16 protein-coding genes are annotated in these 15187 nt (G+C 66.4%); 2 read left to right on the top strand and 14 right to left on the bottom strand.

Annotated features, from left to right (window positions below; all coding sequences use genetic code 11):
• Nucleotides 1–11 precede the first annotated feature (11 nt).
• On the top strand, nucleotides 12–1379 hold the full coding sequence (locus HNS34_RS05735) for a formimidoylglutamate deiminase (RefSeq protein WP_172318966.1): 1368 nt from the start codon (nucleotides 12–14) through the stop codon (nucleotides 1377–1379).
• The gene (locus HNS34_RS05730; RefSeq protein WP_172318957.1) at nucleotides 1376–2071 is read left to right on the top strand and encodes a histidine utilization transcriptional repressor HutC; all 696 of its coding nucleotides are present in this window, start codon (nucleotides 1376–1378) and stop codon (nucleotides 2069–2071) included. The genes HNS34_RS05735 and HNS34_RS05730 overlap by 4 nt, the downstream gene beginning before the upstream one ends.
• Here HNS34_RS05730 and comE read toward each other — a convergent pair.
• From comE to HNS34_RS05660, 14 genes are all read right to left on the bottom strand, one after another.
• On the bottom strand, nucleotides 2068–2622 hold the full coding sequence (gene comE, locus HNS34_RS05725; RefSeq protein ID WP_172318955.1) for a sulfopyruvate decarboxylase subunit beta: 555 nt from the start codon (nucleotides 2620–2622) through the stop codon (nucleotides 2068–2070). The two genes, HNS34_RS05730 and comE, sit on opposite strands and share 4 nt — an antisense overlap.
• 1 nt (nucleotide 2623) lies before the next feature.
• Nucleotides 2624–3121 (bottom strand): sulfopyruvate decarboxylase subunit alpha, encoded by a 498-nt coding sequence (gene comD / locus HNS34_RS05720; RefSeq protein ID WP_172318953.1) that lies wholly within the window; start codon nucleotides 3119–3121, stop codon nucleotides 2624–2626.
• A 21-nt stretch (nucleotides 3122–3142) separates the two neighbouring features.
• The gene (gene hisD / locus HNS34_RS05715; protein ID WP_172318951.1) at nucleotides 3143–4453 is read right to left on the bottom strand and encodes a histidinol dehydrogenase; all 1311 of its coding nucleotides are present in this window, start codon (nucleotides 4451–4453) and stop codon (nucleotides 3143–3145) included.
• A 133-nt stretch (nucleotides 4454–4586) separates the two neighbouring features.
• The gene (locus HNS34_RS05710) at nucleotides 4587–5636 is read right to left on the bottom strand and encodes a dihydrodipicolinate synthase family protein (protein WP_214647440.1); all 1050 of its coding nucleotides are present in this window, start codon (nucleotides 5634–5636) and stop codon (nucleotides 4587–4589) included.
• Nucleotides 5637–5649: 13 nt separating this feature from the next.
• On the bottom strand, nucleotides 5650–6288 hold the full coding sequence (locus tag HNS34_RS05705; RefSeq protein ID WP_172318947.1) for a TetR/AcrR family transcriptional regulator: 639 nt from the start codon (nucleotides 6286–6288) through the stop codon (nucleotides 5650–5652).
• Nucleotides 6278–7303, bottom strand: a complete 1026-nt coding sequence (locus HNS34_RS05700) for an NAD-dependent epimerase/dehydratase family protein (protein ID WP_172318945.1) — start codon at nucleotides 7301–7303, stop codon at nucleotides 6278–6280. Before HNS34_RS05700 ends, HNS34_RS05705 begins: the two co-directional genes overlap by 11 nt.
• Before the next feature lie 12 nt (nucleotides 7304–7315).
• Nucleotides 7316–8767: an enolase-like domain-containing protein gene (locus HNS34_RS05695; RefSeq protein ID WP_172318943.1), complete on the bottom strand. Its 1452-nt coding sequence runs from the start codon at nucleotides 8765–8767 to the stop codon at nucleotides 7316–7318.
• Nucleotides 8764–9570: a sugar phosphate isomerase/epimerase family protein gene (locus HNS34_RS05690; RefSeq protein ID WP_172318941.1), complete on the bottom strand. Its 807-nt coding sequence runs from the start codon at nucleotides 9568–9570 to the stop codon at nucleotides 8764–8766. The genes HNS34_RS05695 and HNS34_RS05690 overlap by 4 nt, the downstream gene beginning before the upstream one ends.
• Before the next feature lie 26 nt (nucleotides 9571–9596).
• The gene (locus HNS34_RS05685; RefSeq protein WP_172318939.1) at nucleotides 9597–10106 is read right to left on the bottom strand and encodes a tripartite tricarboxylate transporter TctB family protein; all 510 of its coding nucleotides are present in this window, start codon (nucleotides 10104–10106) and stop codon (nucleotides 9597–9599) included.
• Nucleotides 10103–11146 (bottom strand): Gfo/Idh/MocA family protein, encoded by a 1044-nt coding sequence (locus tag HNS34_RS05680; protein ID WP_172318937.1) that lies wholly within the window; start codon nucleotides 11144–11146, stop codon nucleotides 10103–10105. The genes HNS34_RS05685 and HNS34_RS05680 overlap by 4 nt, the downstream gene beginning before the upstream one ends.
• Nucleotides 11143–12654 (bottom strand): tripartite tricarboxylate transporter permease, encoded by a 1512-nt coding sequence (locus HNS34_RS05675; RefSeq protein WP_172318935.1) that lies wholly within the window; start codon nucleotides 12652–12654, stop codon nucleotides 11143–11145. The genes HNS34_RS05680 and HNS34_RS05675 overlap by 4 nt, the downstream gene beginning before the upstream one ends.
• 106 nt (nucleotides 12655–12760) lie before the next feature.
• Nucleotides 12761–13768 carry a Bug family tripartite tricarboxylate transporter substrate binding protein gene (locus HNS34_RS05670; RefSeq protein ID WP_172318933.1) on the bottom strand — a complete coding sequence of 336 codons (1008 nt, stop codon included), beginning with the start codon at nucleotides 13766–13768 and terminating at the stop codon, nucleotides 12761–12763.
• A 112-nt stretch (nucleotides 13769–13880) separates the two neighbouring features.
• Nucleotides 13881–14471 (bottom strand): LysE family translocator, encoded by a 591-nt coding sequence (locus HNS34_RS05665; protein WP_172318931.1) that lies wholly within the window; start codon nucleotides 14469–14471, stop codon nucleotides 13881–13883.
• A 397-nt stretch (nucleotides 14472–14868) separates the two neighbouring features.
• Nucleotides 14869–15096 (bottom strand): hypothetical protein, encoded by a 228-nt coding sequence (locus tag HNS34_RS05660; protein ID WP_172318929.1) that lies wholly within the window; start codon nucleotides 15094–15096, stop codon nucleotides 14869–14871.
• Between the last annotated feature and the right edge of the window lie 91 nt (nucleotides 15097–15187).

The following is a 15187-nucleotide window of genomic DNA, read 5'->3' as shown; positions in this document are numbered from 1 at the left end:
GGTGAGACGACATGCAGGATATCTGGGCCGAGCGCGCATTGTTGCCGGAAGGATGGGCCGAAGAGGTCCGGGTTTCAGTCGCGGAGGACGGGCGGATCGCGGGCGTCGGGATCGGGGCGGATGCGGGGGGCGCCAAGCGCACGGGCCTGCTGCTGCCCGCCCCCGTCAACGTCCATTCCCACGCTTTCCAGCGCGCCATGGCCGGGTTGACCGAACGGCGCGGCCCCGATCCGCGCGACAGTTTCTGGACCTGGCGGCAGCTCATGTTCCGCTTTCTCGACCGGCTGACGCCGGATCATGTGCAGGCCATCGCCGCCTTCGTGCAGATGGAGATGCTGGAGGCGGGCTACGCCACCAACGCCGAGTTCCATTACCTGCATCACCAGCCCGGCGGGGTGCCTTACGACGATCTGGCGGAGATGTCGAGGCGCATCGCGGCGGCGGCGGATCAGACCGGAATTGGCCTGTGCCTCTTGCCGGTGCATTACCAGTTCGGCGGCTGCGACGGGCGCGACCTGGGCCCCGGCCAGATCCGCTTTGGCAATGACCGGGAGCGGTTCGACCGGCTGCACGCGGGCGCGGTGGAGGCGCTGGCCCCCCTGCCCGCCGATACCACGCACGGCGTCGCGCCACATTCGCTGCGCGCGGTCGGGGTGGACGATCTGAAAAGCTATGGCGCGCGCTATGCCACCGGCCCCATCCATATGCACCTGGCCGAACAGATCCCCGAGGTCGAGGAGGTCGAGGCCCATTGGGGCGCGCGGCCGGTTGAATGGGCGCTGGAGCATATGGGTCTCGACGGCCGCTGGTGCCTCATTCACTGCACCCAGATGGAGCCGCAGGAGACGCAAGGGCTGGCGGAAACCGGCGCGGTTGCGGGGCTCTGTCCGATCACGGAAAGCAGCCTTGGCGATGGCATCTTCGACGGGGTGCGCTGGTTGGGTCATGGCGGGCGCATCGCCATCGGATCGGACAGCAATATCCGCATCGCATTGGCCGAGGAGCTGCGCACGTTGGATTATAGCCAACGCCTGCGCGATCACAGCCGGGCGGCGCTGGCGACGGCGGAGAAGTCCACCGGGCGGCGGCTATACGACACCATGCTGGCGGGCGGCGCGCAGGCGGCGGGACGCGAGACCGGGGCGCTGGAAAAAGGCAGATGGGCGGATATGGTGGCGCTGGATGCAGGCTCGATCCATCTGGTGGGGCGCGCGGGCGATACCGCGCTGGATGCGTGGATCTTCGCGGGCGATGACCGGCTGGTCACAGATGTCTGGGCCGCCGGGCGGCATCGGGTGCAAGCGGGCCGCCATGTCGCGCGCGAAGCGATCACCGCCGCCTATCGCCGCACGCTGGCCGATCTGAAGGACGCGCTATGACCGAGGCGATCCGAACCTGGCAGGGCGTGATGGAGGAGGTCCGCCGCCGCATCCACGCCCGCGACTGGCCCCCCGGCGCGCTCATTCCGAACGAGGCCGATCTGGCCGCCGAATTTGGCGTGGCGCGGGCCACCGTCAACCGCGCCCTGCGCACATTGGCCGAGGCCGGATTGCTGGATCGCCGCCGCAAGGCCGGCACCCGCGTGGCGTTGCAGCCCGTGGCCAAGGCGACGCTGGATATCCCGGTGCTGCGGCTGGAGGTCGAGGCGCGCGGCAAGGAGTATGGCTATCGGCGCCTTGCCCGCACCGAGGCCCTTCCACCCGACGACATCGCCACCGCGATGCAGACCGGGGACACGCCGCTTTTGCATATCCGGGCGCTGCATCTGGCGGGTGACGCGCCTTACGCGTTGGAGGATCGCTGGATCAATCCCGGCGTCATTGCGGCGGCGCGGGACGAACCCTTTACCCGGATCAGTGCCAATGAATGGCTGCTGGCCCATGCGCCCTATACCCATGGCGAGATCGGGTTTTCCGCCACCAATGCGCGCGCGCCGGAGGCGGCGGAATTGGGCTGCGCGACGGGCTCCGCGCTCTTCGTGCTGGACCGTCTGACCTGGGACCATGCCCGCACCATCACCCGTGTGGCAATTTTCTATGCACCCGGCCACCGGATGCGAACCGGGCTTTAGCCGCGCACGGCCTCCATGAAGCGGTCGCGGATGCTCACCGGATCCTTGGTGATCACCGGCACCTTGATATTGCCGCTCTCGCATTTCGCCACGATCACGGTCATCTTGGCGCTCGCAATCGCGGCCTCCAGCGTGGCTTTCACCTCTTCGGCCGCACATTCCGCCACGGTCTCGCACCCGCAGGCGGTGGCGACAGCGGCCAGCGAGGTCTTGCGCCCCGCATAGGTCGGCTGATCGCCGGTCGAGCCATAGCTGCCATTGTCGATGATGAGCAGGATGAAGTTGTCGGCCACGTTATTGGCAATCGTCGGCAGGGTGCCGAAATTGGTCAGGACCGAGCCATCGCCGTCGATGGAGATCACCGTCTTCTCCTGCGCCAGCGCCAGCCCCAGCCCGATGGAGGAGGCCAGCCCCATCGTGCCGAGCATGTAGAAATTCGTCGGCTGGTCGTCGATCATGTGCAATTCCTGGCTCGGCAGGCCGATATTGCAGATCACCAGCTGGTCACGGATGACGGGCGCGATGTCGCGCAGGATGTCGGACCGGATCATCTCAGTATCCTCCCCAGAATGTGGCATCGGTCAGGATCGCCACGGGTTTCGAGCACATGAAGGTGTATTTCAGGATCGCGTCCAACTCCTCGACATCGTCTTCCTTGTGGAAATGATAGGTCGGGATGTGAAGCTGGTTGAGCAGCGCCTTGGTATGGACGGCCATTTCCGCCTGGCAGGCCACGGGTTCGCGCAGCTCACCGCGATAGGAGATCAGCATCGGCAGCGGCATCCGGTAGAATTGGGTCAGCGTCACCAGCGTGTTGATGGTCACGCCGATGGCGGTGTTCTGCATGATGATGGCGGGCCGCTTGCCGCCCATATAAGCGCCTGCACAAAGCCCCATCCCCTCGTCTTCCTTGTTGGCGGGGACATGGGCGATTTCGGGGCGGGCCTCGACCTCCTCGATCACGCCGGCCAGCTGCTTGCAGGGCACGGTGGTGACAAAGGAGATGTCATTGGCGATCAGATCGTCGACGATCCTTGTGTGGATACTCATCGGGTTTCCTCTTGGGGGCTGTCAGGCGGGGTGGGCCTTGAGGTCAAACTCTTCGCCGGGGAAGTATTTTGCAAGCCGGATATCGGCGCTGCGGGCGTGGCCCTCCATGCCTTCCAGCCGGGAAATGCGGGCGGTGGCCTCGGCGATGGGGCGGGCACCGTCGCGGGTGGCGCGCTGCCAGGTGACGATCTTCATGTATTTATGCACCGAGAGGCCGCCGGTATAGGCCGCCGCCCCGGAGGTCGGCAGCACATGGTTGGTGCCCGTGGCCTTGTCACCGAAGGCCACCGTGGTCTCCTCGCCCAGGAAAAGCGAGCCATAGCAGGACAGGCGATCGCGCCACCAATCCAGATCCTCGGCCTGCACGGTCAGGTGTTCGGGCGCGTAATCGTCCGAGGTCGCGGCCATCTCCTCGCGGGTGCCGCACAAGATCACCTCGCCATAATCGCGCCAGGCCGCCTCGGCGCTTTGGCGGTTCATCTCGGGCAGGTCGGCGATGAGGGCGGGGACCAGCGCCATGACCTCCTCGGCCAGGGCGCGACTGTCGGTGACCAGCCAGACGGGCGAGTTGTAGCCATGCTCGGCCTGCCCCACCAGATCGACGGCGACCATCATGGGGTCGGCCTCGGCATCGGCCAGGATCAGGCTGTCGGTCGGGCCCGCGATCATGTCGATCCCGACGCGGCCATAGAGGTGGCGCTTGGCCTCGGCGACGAACTGGTTGCCGGGACCGACGAGGATATTGGCGGGCGGCAGGCCGAAGAGGCCGAAGGCCATCGCCGCGACGCCCTGCACCCCGCCCATGGCCATGATCGTGTCGGCCCCCGCCAGATGGGTGGCATAAATGATCGCGGGCGCGATGCCCTGGCCCGCGCGCGGCGGCGAGCAGGCGGTGATGTGGTTGCAGCCCGCGACCTTGGCGGTGGTCACGGTCATGATCGCGCTGGCGATATGGCTGTAACGCCCGCCCGGCACGTAGCAGCCCGCCGCCCGCACGGGGATGCTCTTCTGCCCCGCCATCAGGCCCGGCACGATCTCCATCTCGCAATCGGTCAGCGACGCCTTCTGCATCTCGGCAAAGCGGCGCACGTTATTTTGGGCAAAGCGGATATCAGCCTTCAGTTGCTCCGGCACCAGCGCGCAGGCCGCCGCGATGTCCTCCTCGCTCAGCAGGATCGGCCCGTCATAGCGGTCGAACTTGGCGGCATAATCCCGCGCCGCGCCATCACCGCCCGCCTCGATCTCGGACAGGATCGCGCGCACGGTCTCCTGCACCTCGCCCGCATCGGTATCCGGTCTGTGTGTCGCCTGTTTCAGATAGATGCGCCCCATCACCGTCCCCTTGGCCTGATCTGGCGTTTTGGTAGGCGGTGACTCGCGTGCTTGCAAGCGATACCGGCGCCGCTTGGGTGCATTTCGGAAAATCGAAAAGCCGGTGTAAAATAAGGGAAAAACGGCGCCGGTTTCAGCCAAGCCAGCGGTCGAGATTTGCCGCCACGAAGGCGTCATCCGTCAGCTCGGGATGCTCGGAGAGCAGGCGGTCAAGGCGGGCCTCCTGCCCCGGCCCCATCGCCTCATCAGGATCCAGGCACCAGGTTCCCTCCAGAAGGCCCTGCCGCCGCAACACCTCATGCAGCGCGGCGATGCACCCGGCGAAATCGTTCTCTACGTCGAAGAGGACGCCGTTGGCCTCGGTGGTGAGCGCATCCATCGCCAGCCACTCCGACACGCTCCGCGCTTCCGGCCTGTCCCGGATCTCCTCCATCAGTTCCACGGCCTTGCGTGTCCAGACGCACCAGTGGCCCAGAAGACCGCCCCGGAAGCGGACCGGGACCGCACCACCGTCGCGCGGGATGCGGAATTCGGTCAGAAGGTCGGCCACGATGTGATCGTCATTGCCGGTATAGAGCGTGACCCGGTCCTCGGCGCCTGCCGCCACGACGCCATGGACGACATCGAGCGTGTGATAGCGGTTGAAGGGCGCGGCCTTGATCGCCACGACGTTCTCGATGGCGGCGAAGTGTTCCCAGAAATTCCGCGACAGGCGACGCCCGCCCACGGCAGGTTGCAGGTAGAAGCCGAAAACCGGCATGGTCGCCGCGACGGCGCGGCAGTGATCGACAAGCGCGTCTTCCGCGACGTCGTTCAGCCCCGCAAGGCCGAGCAGCACCGCGTGATAGCCAAGTGCCCGTGCGGTTTCGGCCTCGGCCACGGCCTGGTCGGTGCGCCCCATGACGCCGCCGACGAGAAACGGGCGCGATCCATGCGCCTCCGCTTCCTCGGCGGCAAGCTCCAGGACACGGGCATAGAGGCCCTGCTGGCGGATCGCGAACTGGGTCGTGTGGACGCCGACCGCCAGGCCGATCGCGCCTGCATCGAGGTAATAGCGCGACAGGGCGCGCTGCCGCCGCGCGTCCAGCACCCTCGCAGCCGTCAGGGCCAACGGATGGGCAGGGATGACGCCGCCACGGCGGAACCGGGCAAGAACGTCCTGGGGGATGTCGGAGATCAGCAAGGGCGGTCCTTTCTCACGGTCGGAGATATCCGAAGATAACGTCAATCGCCTGCCGTCGCCGATCCTCCAGCATGTCGCCATCGGATTGAAGCTTGAAGATCGCGGAAAGCGTGTAGCGGTTGGACACGGGGAAATAGCAGATCGAGGCGATGGTGATGTAGAGGTGCTGCGGGTCGACATCCGACCGGAACACCCCGCTGGCGGTGCCACGGGCCAGAACCTCGGACAGCGCCGAGACCACGGGGCTGTTCAACTGCCGCGCAAGGTCCGGGTCGATGTGGCGCCCGCGATGCAGGTTCTCCTCGTTCAGGAGCTTGATGAATTCGGGGTTGGTCGCGACGTAGTCGAACGAGAACTCGACGAACCGCCGGATCGCGTCCAGCGGGTCGAGCCGGGCGAGATCAAGCTCCGCCTCCGCCGCGCGGATGAGGGCGTAATTGTGCTCCAGCACCGCAGTGAAAAGCGCATCCTTGGAGCCGAAATAATGGTAGAGCATCGCCTTGTTGCAGGCCGCACGCTCGGCGATGGCCTCGATCCGCCCGCCGCCGAGGCCGCTTTCGGCGAACTCGGCCCGCGCGGCATCAAGGATCGCGGCGCGCGTGGCCTCGGCATCGCGTGTGCCGCGTTTGCGTCTGGTGGCTTCAATACGCACCGTCACGAACCTCGAAATGCGTGGGTTTCCCAAGCGAGCCCCGCCCCGCCGCGACCCAATCCGCCGTCCAGTCGATCACCTTGGCAAGCGGGACCGAGGGATAGCCGAAATGGCGCTGTTGCAGCGCGGTATCGACCAGCCAGGCCTTGTCCTGTTCGGTGCCGGAAAAAAGCGGGGCCTTGCCGAAGGCCTGTCCGAACCGTTCGGCGATGCGGCGCACCGAGGCGGTTTCGGGACCGGAGAGGTTGAGGATCGTCGGCGGAGTGTCGGCAAGCGCGAGCGCCCGCAGCGCCACGTCATTCGCGTCGCCTTGCCAGATCACGTTGCAATGGCCCATCTCCAGCGGGACGGGATCGCCGTTCAACACGGCCTGCGCGATGTCGTGCAGCACACCGTAGCGCATATCCAGCGCGTAAGAGAGCCGCAGGATCACCGATTTCGTGCCATCCAGCTGCGCGCGATGCTCGAACACCCGTTCACGGCCAACGCAGGAATTGGCGTATTCACCGGGCGGGTCGACCCGCAGGCTCTCCGGCGCGCCGCCCGAGGTCACGCCGACGAAGGGATAGACGCAGGCGGTGGAATAGACGACGAAGCGGGAGCCGCGGAATACCTCGGCCACGATGGAGGGGCAAAGCACGTTCATCGCCCAGGTCAGCGCCATGTTGCCCTCGGAGCCGAACTTGCGCCCGGCCAGGAAAACGGCGTTCGCGGTCTTCTCCAGCCCGGTCACGGCCTCCCGGTCCATCAGGTCGCAGGCCACGGTCTCGATCCCCCAGGACTCCAGCCTTTCGCGCAGGCCGGATTCCGAGAACCGCGCAACCCCGATGATGCGCTTGTCGGGGGCGGCCCGCTTGGCCATGCGCGCCAGCGTCGGGCCGATCTTGCCGCCCACCCCGAGGAAGGTGATGTCCCCGTCAAGCGCCGACAGCGCGTCGCAAAGCGCGGCAGAGGGGCGCGACAGCGCCTCTTCCAATGCCTCCAGGTCGGCGAACCCCTCGGGAAAATCTGACATCTGCTCCTCCTCTCAATTGGTGCGGCGTTCAAGCCGGTCGAATGTCCAGTCGCGGGGCGCGACACGCGCCTCCATATCCGGCGGCGGAAACCCCATTCCGGGGCGCTGGAGACTGCCGATAGACAGCATTCCGTCGCGGATCGCCAGCCGCCCTCCGACACGGGCGTCGGGCTGGTAGAGATCGGGATGATCCGCCAGCCCCGCCGAGACATCGCGCGGCGACAGGTGGGCCATGCCGTTGAAGAAGTGATGCGCGTTGCGTTCGACATGGGGAATGCCGAGAGCCGCGACCACCGCAAGATCGGCGTTCAGCCCCGCGACCGGAAGCACGCTCAGATCCTCGGCCGACTGGAACAGGGACACGCCGCGCAGATTGCCGTGATACCTGGCCAGCATCGCGTTCATGATCGAGCGCAGGACCCCCTTGCAGTTCTTGTGGCTCACGCCGCGATACCCCAGGTCGATGGCACGGCGGAAGGCGTCGGGAGCGTCGTCGCTTTCGTCGATCAGAAGCGGCAGACCGATCGCGTCCAATGCGCGTGGGTCCAGATGCCCCGACAGGGCCGCGCCCCGTTCGACCGGCTGCTCCACGAACAGGATCGCGCGGCGAAGCGCCTCCAGGTCGGGATCGCGCCGCACTGCCTCCATGAAGCCGGCAAAGGCATCGACCGAGGCGAATTGCTCGTTGCCGTCCAGCGTCAGGCGGATGGTGTTGTCGGTGCGGCCCATTAGCGACGAGATGCGGCGCAGGCGGGCCAGGTCGGCATCGGTGTCGCCCGCGATCTTCACCTTGAGATAGCGAATGCCATCTTGCAGGTAATCGGCCAGCGTCTCCGGCAGCCCGTCGTTCAACCGCTTGTCGCGCGGCAGATCGGCGCCGTCGATCGGGTCGAGCATACCCACCGTGTGCCGCACCGCCACCCGGTCGCGCGGGGGCGAGCCAAGCGCCGCGCCCGCGTCCATATCGGCCAGTTCGGGGAAAACCTCGCCGGGGGCAAGGCCGGCGGTGCCACCCTTCAGCATCTGGTGGAAGGTAAGCCCCAATGCCCGGCCCACCCCGTCGATGATCGCGCGTTCGACCATCGACGTGCCATATCCCGCCATCAGCGCGTTATGCCCCTGCCCGTCCGCGGCGCCGCGCATCTCGGCGTCGAGCCGTTGCCAGAGCGTGAAGATGTCGCCCTCGGGGAATGTCTCCGCGCGCGCCACCGCGTCTTGCAGGATCGACAGCAGGTCGGCGACATTCTGGGCCGCCGATTTCTCGGGCCGCTTGTCGAACCACTTGTAGGCCAGGATCTCCGAGGCGTAGCCGGTGATCTTGCGGCCATCCACGCTCAACTCCAGCGCCAGGGTCGCGGCGACGGCGGCCTCGATGGTGACGGACCCGAACCGGAACGGCATCCGGGCAAACACGTCGTCGAGGCCGATCCGCGCGCCTCCGATCCGGACCCGCGCCGCGCTCATGGTCCACCTCCGACAGCTTCCCTCAGCCCACGCATATACCCTGCCGCGATGGACGCCACCGCAAGGCCCGATGGCTCGTAAACGAAGGGCTCGGCGCTGACGTAACCACGATAGCCTGTTCGCGCCAGCACCTGCATGACCGGGCCAAAGCGCATCTCTCCCTGTCCCGGCGCGCGGCGGTTCGGGTCGTTGACATGGACATGGCCGATGCGGCCCGAGGGTAGCCATTCCTCCAGCACCTCATGCGCGGGCCGATCCTCGCTATCTGCCGCCGCGCAGGTATCGAGCATGGTCATCAGGCCGGATGCCTCGATCTCGTCGATGAAGGACGCGCAGTCCGCGACCGAGTTGAGGAAGGGCGTCAGCGTCGGCGAAAGCGGCTCGATGCAATAGCGGAGATTCGCGGCCGCTGCGGCGCGTCCGGCCCGCGCAAAGCAGGCGGCGGCAGCGCGGCGTGCCGTGACCCCATCGCGGGCATCCGCGGGATTGCGGGCATCGGGCGAGCCATGCACCAGCATCTCGCCGCCCAGATCGGCGCAAAGCTCGACCATGGCCTCCATATGGGCCCCGGCCACCTCGGCGCGCGCCGGATCGGTGATCGACATGCCCACGGGCACATTCATCAGCCAGTGCAGACCCGCAACCTCAAGCCCTGCATCCGCCGCCATGTTGCGCACTTCGCGCCGCCGCGCGGCAGGCAGACGCGCGGGATCGTCCGACAGCGTGAAGGGCGCGATCTCGACCGCGTCGAAGCCCAGATCCGCGGTGATCCGGCATTGTTCGGCGAACTCGAACTCTCTCAAGACCTCATTGCAAAGCGCAAGACGTATCATCCGGGCAACCTCACCAGAAAAATCTCCTCGAATATCAGTTGGATGCCAAAGGCCGCCGCCAGCGCCAGCGCCGCCGCACCGGCCAGAAGCGCCGGAACCGACAGGGCCCGGTCGGGGTTGGCAAGCTCGGTCGCCACGACAAATGCGAAGATGAAGGCCGCAGTCACCGGCACGAAGGGCAGTGAACCGAACAACAGCATCCCGTAAAGCAGCGCCAGCGAGATCGTCAGGGCCGTCCGCAGCACCGCGCCCCTGTCCCAGGCGTGGATCGTGATGCCGCTGCCGGTCCCGCCGCCCCGGATCGCGCGCAGGGTCAGCGTCAGCCCAAAGATGAGGAGTGCTGCCGAGATCAGCCCCGGCGTGACCCCCGGCGCGGTGTTCGGATCGATCCCGCGCGCCTCGAAGCGTGGCATCCGAAGCGACTCGACCAGGCCCGCCATGCCCAGGATGACGACGAAGACGCCCGCAATGAGATCGACCCGAGCGGGGGCGTTTCGCGCGGTCATGACGTGGCCTCCAGATCCGGGGCGACGGGGGTGAGGGGGCGTGCCGTCCGGGCAAGAGACACGGCAATGGCATCGGTCACGCCCGCAAGCGCGACCGCCCCTTCGGCAAGGTCGCATAGCGGCGGTGCGCCCTTGTCCAGCGCCTCAAGAAACGCCGCGAAGACAGAGCTCAGCAGGGACATGGTGGTCAGGTCGGGGACGTCTTCGGTCGTCAGCGGACCGGGAACGGGATGCCAGCCGCCTGGTTGCAAGGCATAGCGCGCCGGGGCATGGGTCAACCTGTTGCGGTTGTAGTCGAGATGCAGGATGCCGCCATCGCCGCAGAGCAGAAGCTCCTTCCGCGTCATCGCACCCGGCACGACGCTGTCGGCCACAAGGCCGCCGCGCAGGAGGCCGAGCCGCAATTCCCCCCGCACCCCGCTTGCATACCGCGTGTCGATGCGGATGTCATCCGCCACCGGGCCACCCAGATGGGCGGTAGCGCTGGCATCGACCCCGACGATCGGGCTTCGCGCAAGATGGCGCATGAGATCGAGGAAATGCACCCCGTCATTCTGGATCAGGGAACTGTCCGCGCGCATCCGTTTCCAGCCCGAGAAATCACCGCACATCGCCACCAGCCGCCCGATCGCGCCCTCGGTCAGAAGGTCGCGGGCGCGCAGGGTCAGCGGATGGGCGCGCAGGATCATGTTGACCTGAACCGGAATGGCCCCGGCCAGATCGGCCAGCCGCGCGGCCTCGGCGCGGGTGCGGGTCGCGGGTTTCTCCAGCAGCACGGGCAGACCCGCGCGCAAGGCCATCGCGGCCTCATCCGCGTGGCTGTGCGGGGGTGAAACGATATCGACGAGATCGGCATCCTGCAGGGCCTCGGACATGGTGCCAAAGACATGGGTTGCGGCAATCCCGTCGGCAACCGCCCGGTCACGCGCCCCGGCATCAGGATCGGCAACGCGTAGCGCGACCCCAGGCAGCCTGGACCAGGCCGCGGCGTGCAGCGCGCCGAACGCCCCGTAGCCGACGATGAGGATCCGGCGCGTCATGACATGCCTCCGACTCGGGCCCGGATCCAGCCGTAGATGCGGCGCGTCGGCAACAGCCCCGCCAGCAGGATCAGCACGACCAGCAACGCCAGGACCGCCGAGATCGGGCGCGTCAGGAACGGCATCAGGTCGCCCTGCGTCAGCGTCAGGCTGCGGCGCAGATTGGCGTCGAGGATCGGGCCGAGCACGACGCCCAGAACCATGGGCGCCACCGGGAACCCGGTCTCGCGCATCACGAACCCGATCAGGCCAAAAACCACCATGAGCTGAACCTCGAACATCCGGTTCGAGATCGCGAAGGCGCCCACCACGCAGAGCGTGAATATCACGCCAAGCAGCCATTCGCGGCGGACCTTCAGGATCAAGAGCAAGGGCCGCGTGAGCAGAAGGCCGAGCACCAGGATGCCGACGCTGGCCCAGAACACCATCGCCACGATGGAATAGAAGAAATCGGGCTGTTGATACATGATCAGCGGGCCCGGTCGGATGCCGTGGATGATCATCGCGGCCAGTAGCACCGCCGCCGGGGCCGAGCCCGGAATGGCCAGGGTCAGGACCGGGATGAGCGCGCCGGGCACGGCTGCCGAATTTCCTGTTTCGGCCGCAAGCAGTCCCTCGACCGAGCCCTTGCCATACTCCTCGGGCTTGCGGCTCAGCCGTTTGGCCGCGGCATAGGAGACCCACGACCCCATATCCTCGCCGACGCCGGGCACCACGCCCATGAACGTGCCGATCAGTCCCGAACGCAGCCAGGTCATGCTGTGCCGGAAGGCCTGCAGGCTGGATTTCAGAACCCCGCTTGCATTGTTCGCAACGCGCTGGCCCGCCGCGCCCCGCATCACCGAGAAGACCTCGGCGCAGCCAAAGGCCCCGACGAGGATCGGCAGAAGGCCGAGCCCGCCCGCAAGGTTGGGATCGCCATAGGAAAACCGGGCATAGGCGTGGATGCTCTCTTGCCCGACCATGGCGATGAGGAGGCCGAAAAAGCCGGATATCCAGCCCTTGAGCCCGTCCTCCATCGCCGTGAGCTGACCGCACAGAACGATACCGAACACGGAGAGCCAGAAGAACTCGAAGGAGCCGAAATCGAGCGCGAATTCGGCCAGCCAGGGCGCGAGAACGGCCAGCGCCAGCATCCCCACGGCGGTGCCGAGGAACGAGCCCGTGGTCGCCACGGCCATGGCGCGACCGGCATGGCCGCTGCGCGCCAGTGGAAAGCCCTCCAGCGATGTCGCCGCGTTGGCGGGCGTTCCGGGAATGTTGAGCAAGATGGCCGAGCGGCTGCCGCCATAAATCGCGCCGACATACATGCAGATGAGGATCAGGATCGCCTGGTCGGGTTCCATCGACAGCGTCAGAGTGGTCATCAGCGCAACGCCGAGCGTGGCCGTCAGACCGGGGATCATGCCCACGACAATACCCAGAAGGCAGGCCCAGAAGACCGTGAAAATCCGGGGCGATGCGCCGATCTCGGCGACCGCGCCAAGCATGTGAGAAAGGTTTTCCATCAGCCTTCGGGGCAGGTTGGGGGCGGCGTTGCCCGTGGCAGTGCGTCATTCAGGGATGTCTGCGACGGTCCGGCCCGGACGCATCGGTCCGGGCCGGGGGATCGTCTTATTCGTCAGGCCGCGGGATGCCGAACTCGGACGGATCGTTCGGGCCCGCGCCACTGTCGAATTGCTGCCAGGCATTGATCTGCAGGAACGGCATCGCCGCCGCCTGCGCCGCCTCGCCATGCGAGGGGTTGAACAGCGCCGCGCGTTCCGAGGCATAGGCCCGCATCCGCTCGCTTTCGGGGATGACCGTCGCCCAGACCTCGTCCATGGTCGCGATCACCTCGGCGGGCGCATCGGCGGGCAGGAACAGGCCGAAATAGTTCGGGGCCACGGCCACATCGGGCAGCCAGTCGGTGATCGGCGGCACGCTGCCAAAGCCCTCCAGTTCCAGCGCGGTATCGGCCACGACAGCCAGCGGGCGCAGGCGACCGGCGCGGATCATGTCGACCTGCTCGACGGCGGTCTGTGCCGTCATCTGGGTCTCGCCGGCCACGGTCGAGGTGACGGCGGGCGCGCCGCCTTCATAAGTGATCTGCTGGTAGTTGATGCCGCCCGCCGCGGTGTCGATCGCGTCGAGGCTGATCGCGCCCGCCGAGGTCAGGCCCGCGGACGATGCCGTGATCGCGACATCCGTGGTTTGCAACGCCTCGAGCAACTCGCCGAAATCCTGGTAGGGCGAATCCGCCGGGACGGATACCAGCGACGGGTTCGCCACGTGCAGGTAGAGCTGCCTGTCGGCAATGGGAACGTCGAGCATGTCCATGACCGGATAGGCCCCCAGATCCGCCGCGGCCCCCGCCGCGAACATCATGCCGTCATGCGGTGCCTCCCAGACCGACCGCGTACCGACCGAGCCGGACGCGCCGGGCTGGTTCACGACCACGAAGGTCTGGCCGATCGCCTCGGTCAGAACCTCGGCCACGACTCGCGTGACACTGTCGGTGGATCCCCCCGCCGACCATGGCACCACGATGGTGACCGGCTCGGATGGCTGCCAGTCCTGGGCCATCGCCGTGCCGGCCAGGCTTGCCGCCAATACGGCCCCTATCGCCAAACTCTTGTGCATTGTCTTCACCTCCTCCGTTGTTAAACAACCTTTCGGTTAATTATTGAGCGAGACCCGCGCGACCTGTCAAGTCTCCTTGTCGGGCGATGCCGACTCCGGCGATTGGCGACGGTCAGAGAAGGTCGAGCAGCGCCAGGGCCACGACGGCCAGCATGGCGCAGGCCATCGTGACCCGGAGGATGCGGTTGGCCGTATCCGACAGATCCAGCCGATGCAGGACGACCCCCATCCACAACCACAGAAGATGCACCGGCAGCCAGATCAGATTGATGATGAGGAGCTTGACCGCCACCTCCGCGGCAATGCTGGCGGGAAGAAACGCGAAGCCGCTGAAAAGCGCGGTGCTGACCACATAGACCTTGGGATTGAGCACTTGCAGCAAGATGCCATCGAGGGCGCCCGGCCTGCGTAGCCGCGCCGCGAAGCCGAATCGACTGCCCGACAGGGCGATGCGGGCGGCGAGAAATACGAGGTAGCCGAGCGACAGGAACAGCAAGACCGAATGCGTCACGGGATTGGCCAGCAGGACCGCCGCGAGACTGCTGGCGACGGCCAGCGAAACCAGGGTCGATCCGACGAAGAGCCCGGCCACATAGCGCAGACCCGCACGAAACCCGAAGCCGGCCCCGACAGCCGCCGCGGACAGGACGCCCGGTCCCGGCGTGATCATGAGAAAGAAGGCGGCCGCTGCGAATGTAAGCATCGCGCTGCGTAGCACGGTCGCCGGTGCCGCGCCATCTGGTTGCGGCCCGGACCGCGACCCGCACCCGTGGAGCGGGAACAGGGGATACCGGCCAAGTCATTGATAAATGGCGGACCCTAGATCCGACAGGGATTGTTGCGTAATCATGTGACTATCTGTTATATATAGTTATCTTGTATTCACGTCACGCAATGTGTATTGCAAACTGTATAGCATATTTTGAACGCGCAGTTTCGCAATCGGCATCGTCGGCGGTTCGCTTCTCAGGCCACGAACACTATGGGCCGGACACTTTCTGAGAACCACGCGCCTACTCTTTCAAGAGGCAAGACGGAGTCCTAAACATACCGCCCCCCCTTGACTGGCAACCAGCTGCCAACGCAGAACAGTGAATACATCAGAACCGCCCCCAGTTTCTTGTCTCCTGAAGGACATCCCTGACACGTCCGGCGAGTTCCTCTGAGCCGCATTTGCCTGTGAGCAAGTCCCGCCATTCCGGCGTCGCCGCGCCGCCTACTCCCAGCCGACCGGGCAACTCATCGGGATTATCCTTGAAATACTCCTGAATCACCCTCAGCCGTTCGAACTCCTCCGGCGAGAGCCAAATCGACGCGGCGGACTGCACTATGGGCTCCCCAGGATAGTGTCCCGGGAAATGGTGTAACTTTGCTCTTCGGCCTTGGCTCGGCCGCAGTTACAGGGCGGCGATTGTCGCC

The sequence above is a fragment of the Alterinioella nitratireducens genome, assembly GCF_013155465.1.
Taxonomy (GTDB): domain Bacteria; phylum Pseudomonadota; class Alphaproteobacteria; order Rhodobacterales; family Rhodobacteraceae; genus Alterinioella; species Alterinioella nitratireducens.
This window is presented reverse-complemented; position numbering and strand designations above follow the sequence as displayed.

Bases quoted from the DNA above. Each gene is read 5' to 3' on its own strand.
- HNS34_RS05735 (WP_172318966.1), top strand. From the start codon at position 12: ATGCAGGATATCTGGGCCGAGCGCGCATTGTTGCCGGAAGGATGGGCC.
- HNS34_RS05730 (WP_172318957.1), top strand. From the start codon at position 1,376: ATGACCGAGGCGATCCGAACCTGGCAGGGCGTGATGGAGGAGGTCCGC.
- comE (WP_172318955.1), bottom strand. From the start codon at position 2,622: ATGATCCGGTCCGACATCCTGCGCGACATCGCGCCCGTCATCCGTGAC.
- comD (WP_172318953.1), bottom strand. From the start codon at position 3,121: ATGAGTATCCACACAAGGATCGTCGACGATCTGATCGCCAATGACATC.
- hisD (WP_172318951.1), bottom strand. From the start codon at position 4,453: ATGGGGCGCATCTATCTGAAACAGGCGACACACAGACCGGATACCGAT.
- HNS34_RS05700 (WP_172318945.1), bottom strand. From the start codon at position 7,303: ATGTCAGATTTTCCCGAGGGGTTCGCCGACCTGGAGGCATTGGAAGAG.
- HNS34_RS05695 (WP_172318943.1), bottom strand. From the start codon at position 8,767: ATGAGCGCGGCGCGGGTCCGGATCGGAGGCGCGCGGATCGGCCTCGAC.
- HNS34_RS05685 (WP_172318939.1), bottom strand. From the start codon at position 10,106: ATGACCGCGCGAAACGCCCCCGCTCGGGTCGATCTCATTGCGGGCGTC.
- HNS34_RS05680 (WP_172318937.1), bottom strand. From the start codon at position 11,146: ATGACGCGCCGGATCCTCATCGTCGGCTACGGGGCGTTCGGCGCGCTG.
- HNS34_RS05675 (WP_172318935.1), bottom strand. From the start codon at position 12,654: ATGGAAAACCTTTCTCACATGCTTGGCGCGGTCGCCGAGATCGGCGCA.
- HNS34_RS05670 (WP_172318933.1), bottom strand. From the start codon at position 13,768: ATGCACAAGAGTTTGGCGATAGGGGCCGTATTGGCGGCAAGCCTGGCC.
- HNS34_RS05665 (WP_172318931.1), bottom strand. From the start codon at position 14,471: ATGCTTACATTCGCAGCGGCCGCCTTCTTTCTCATGATCACGCCGGGA.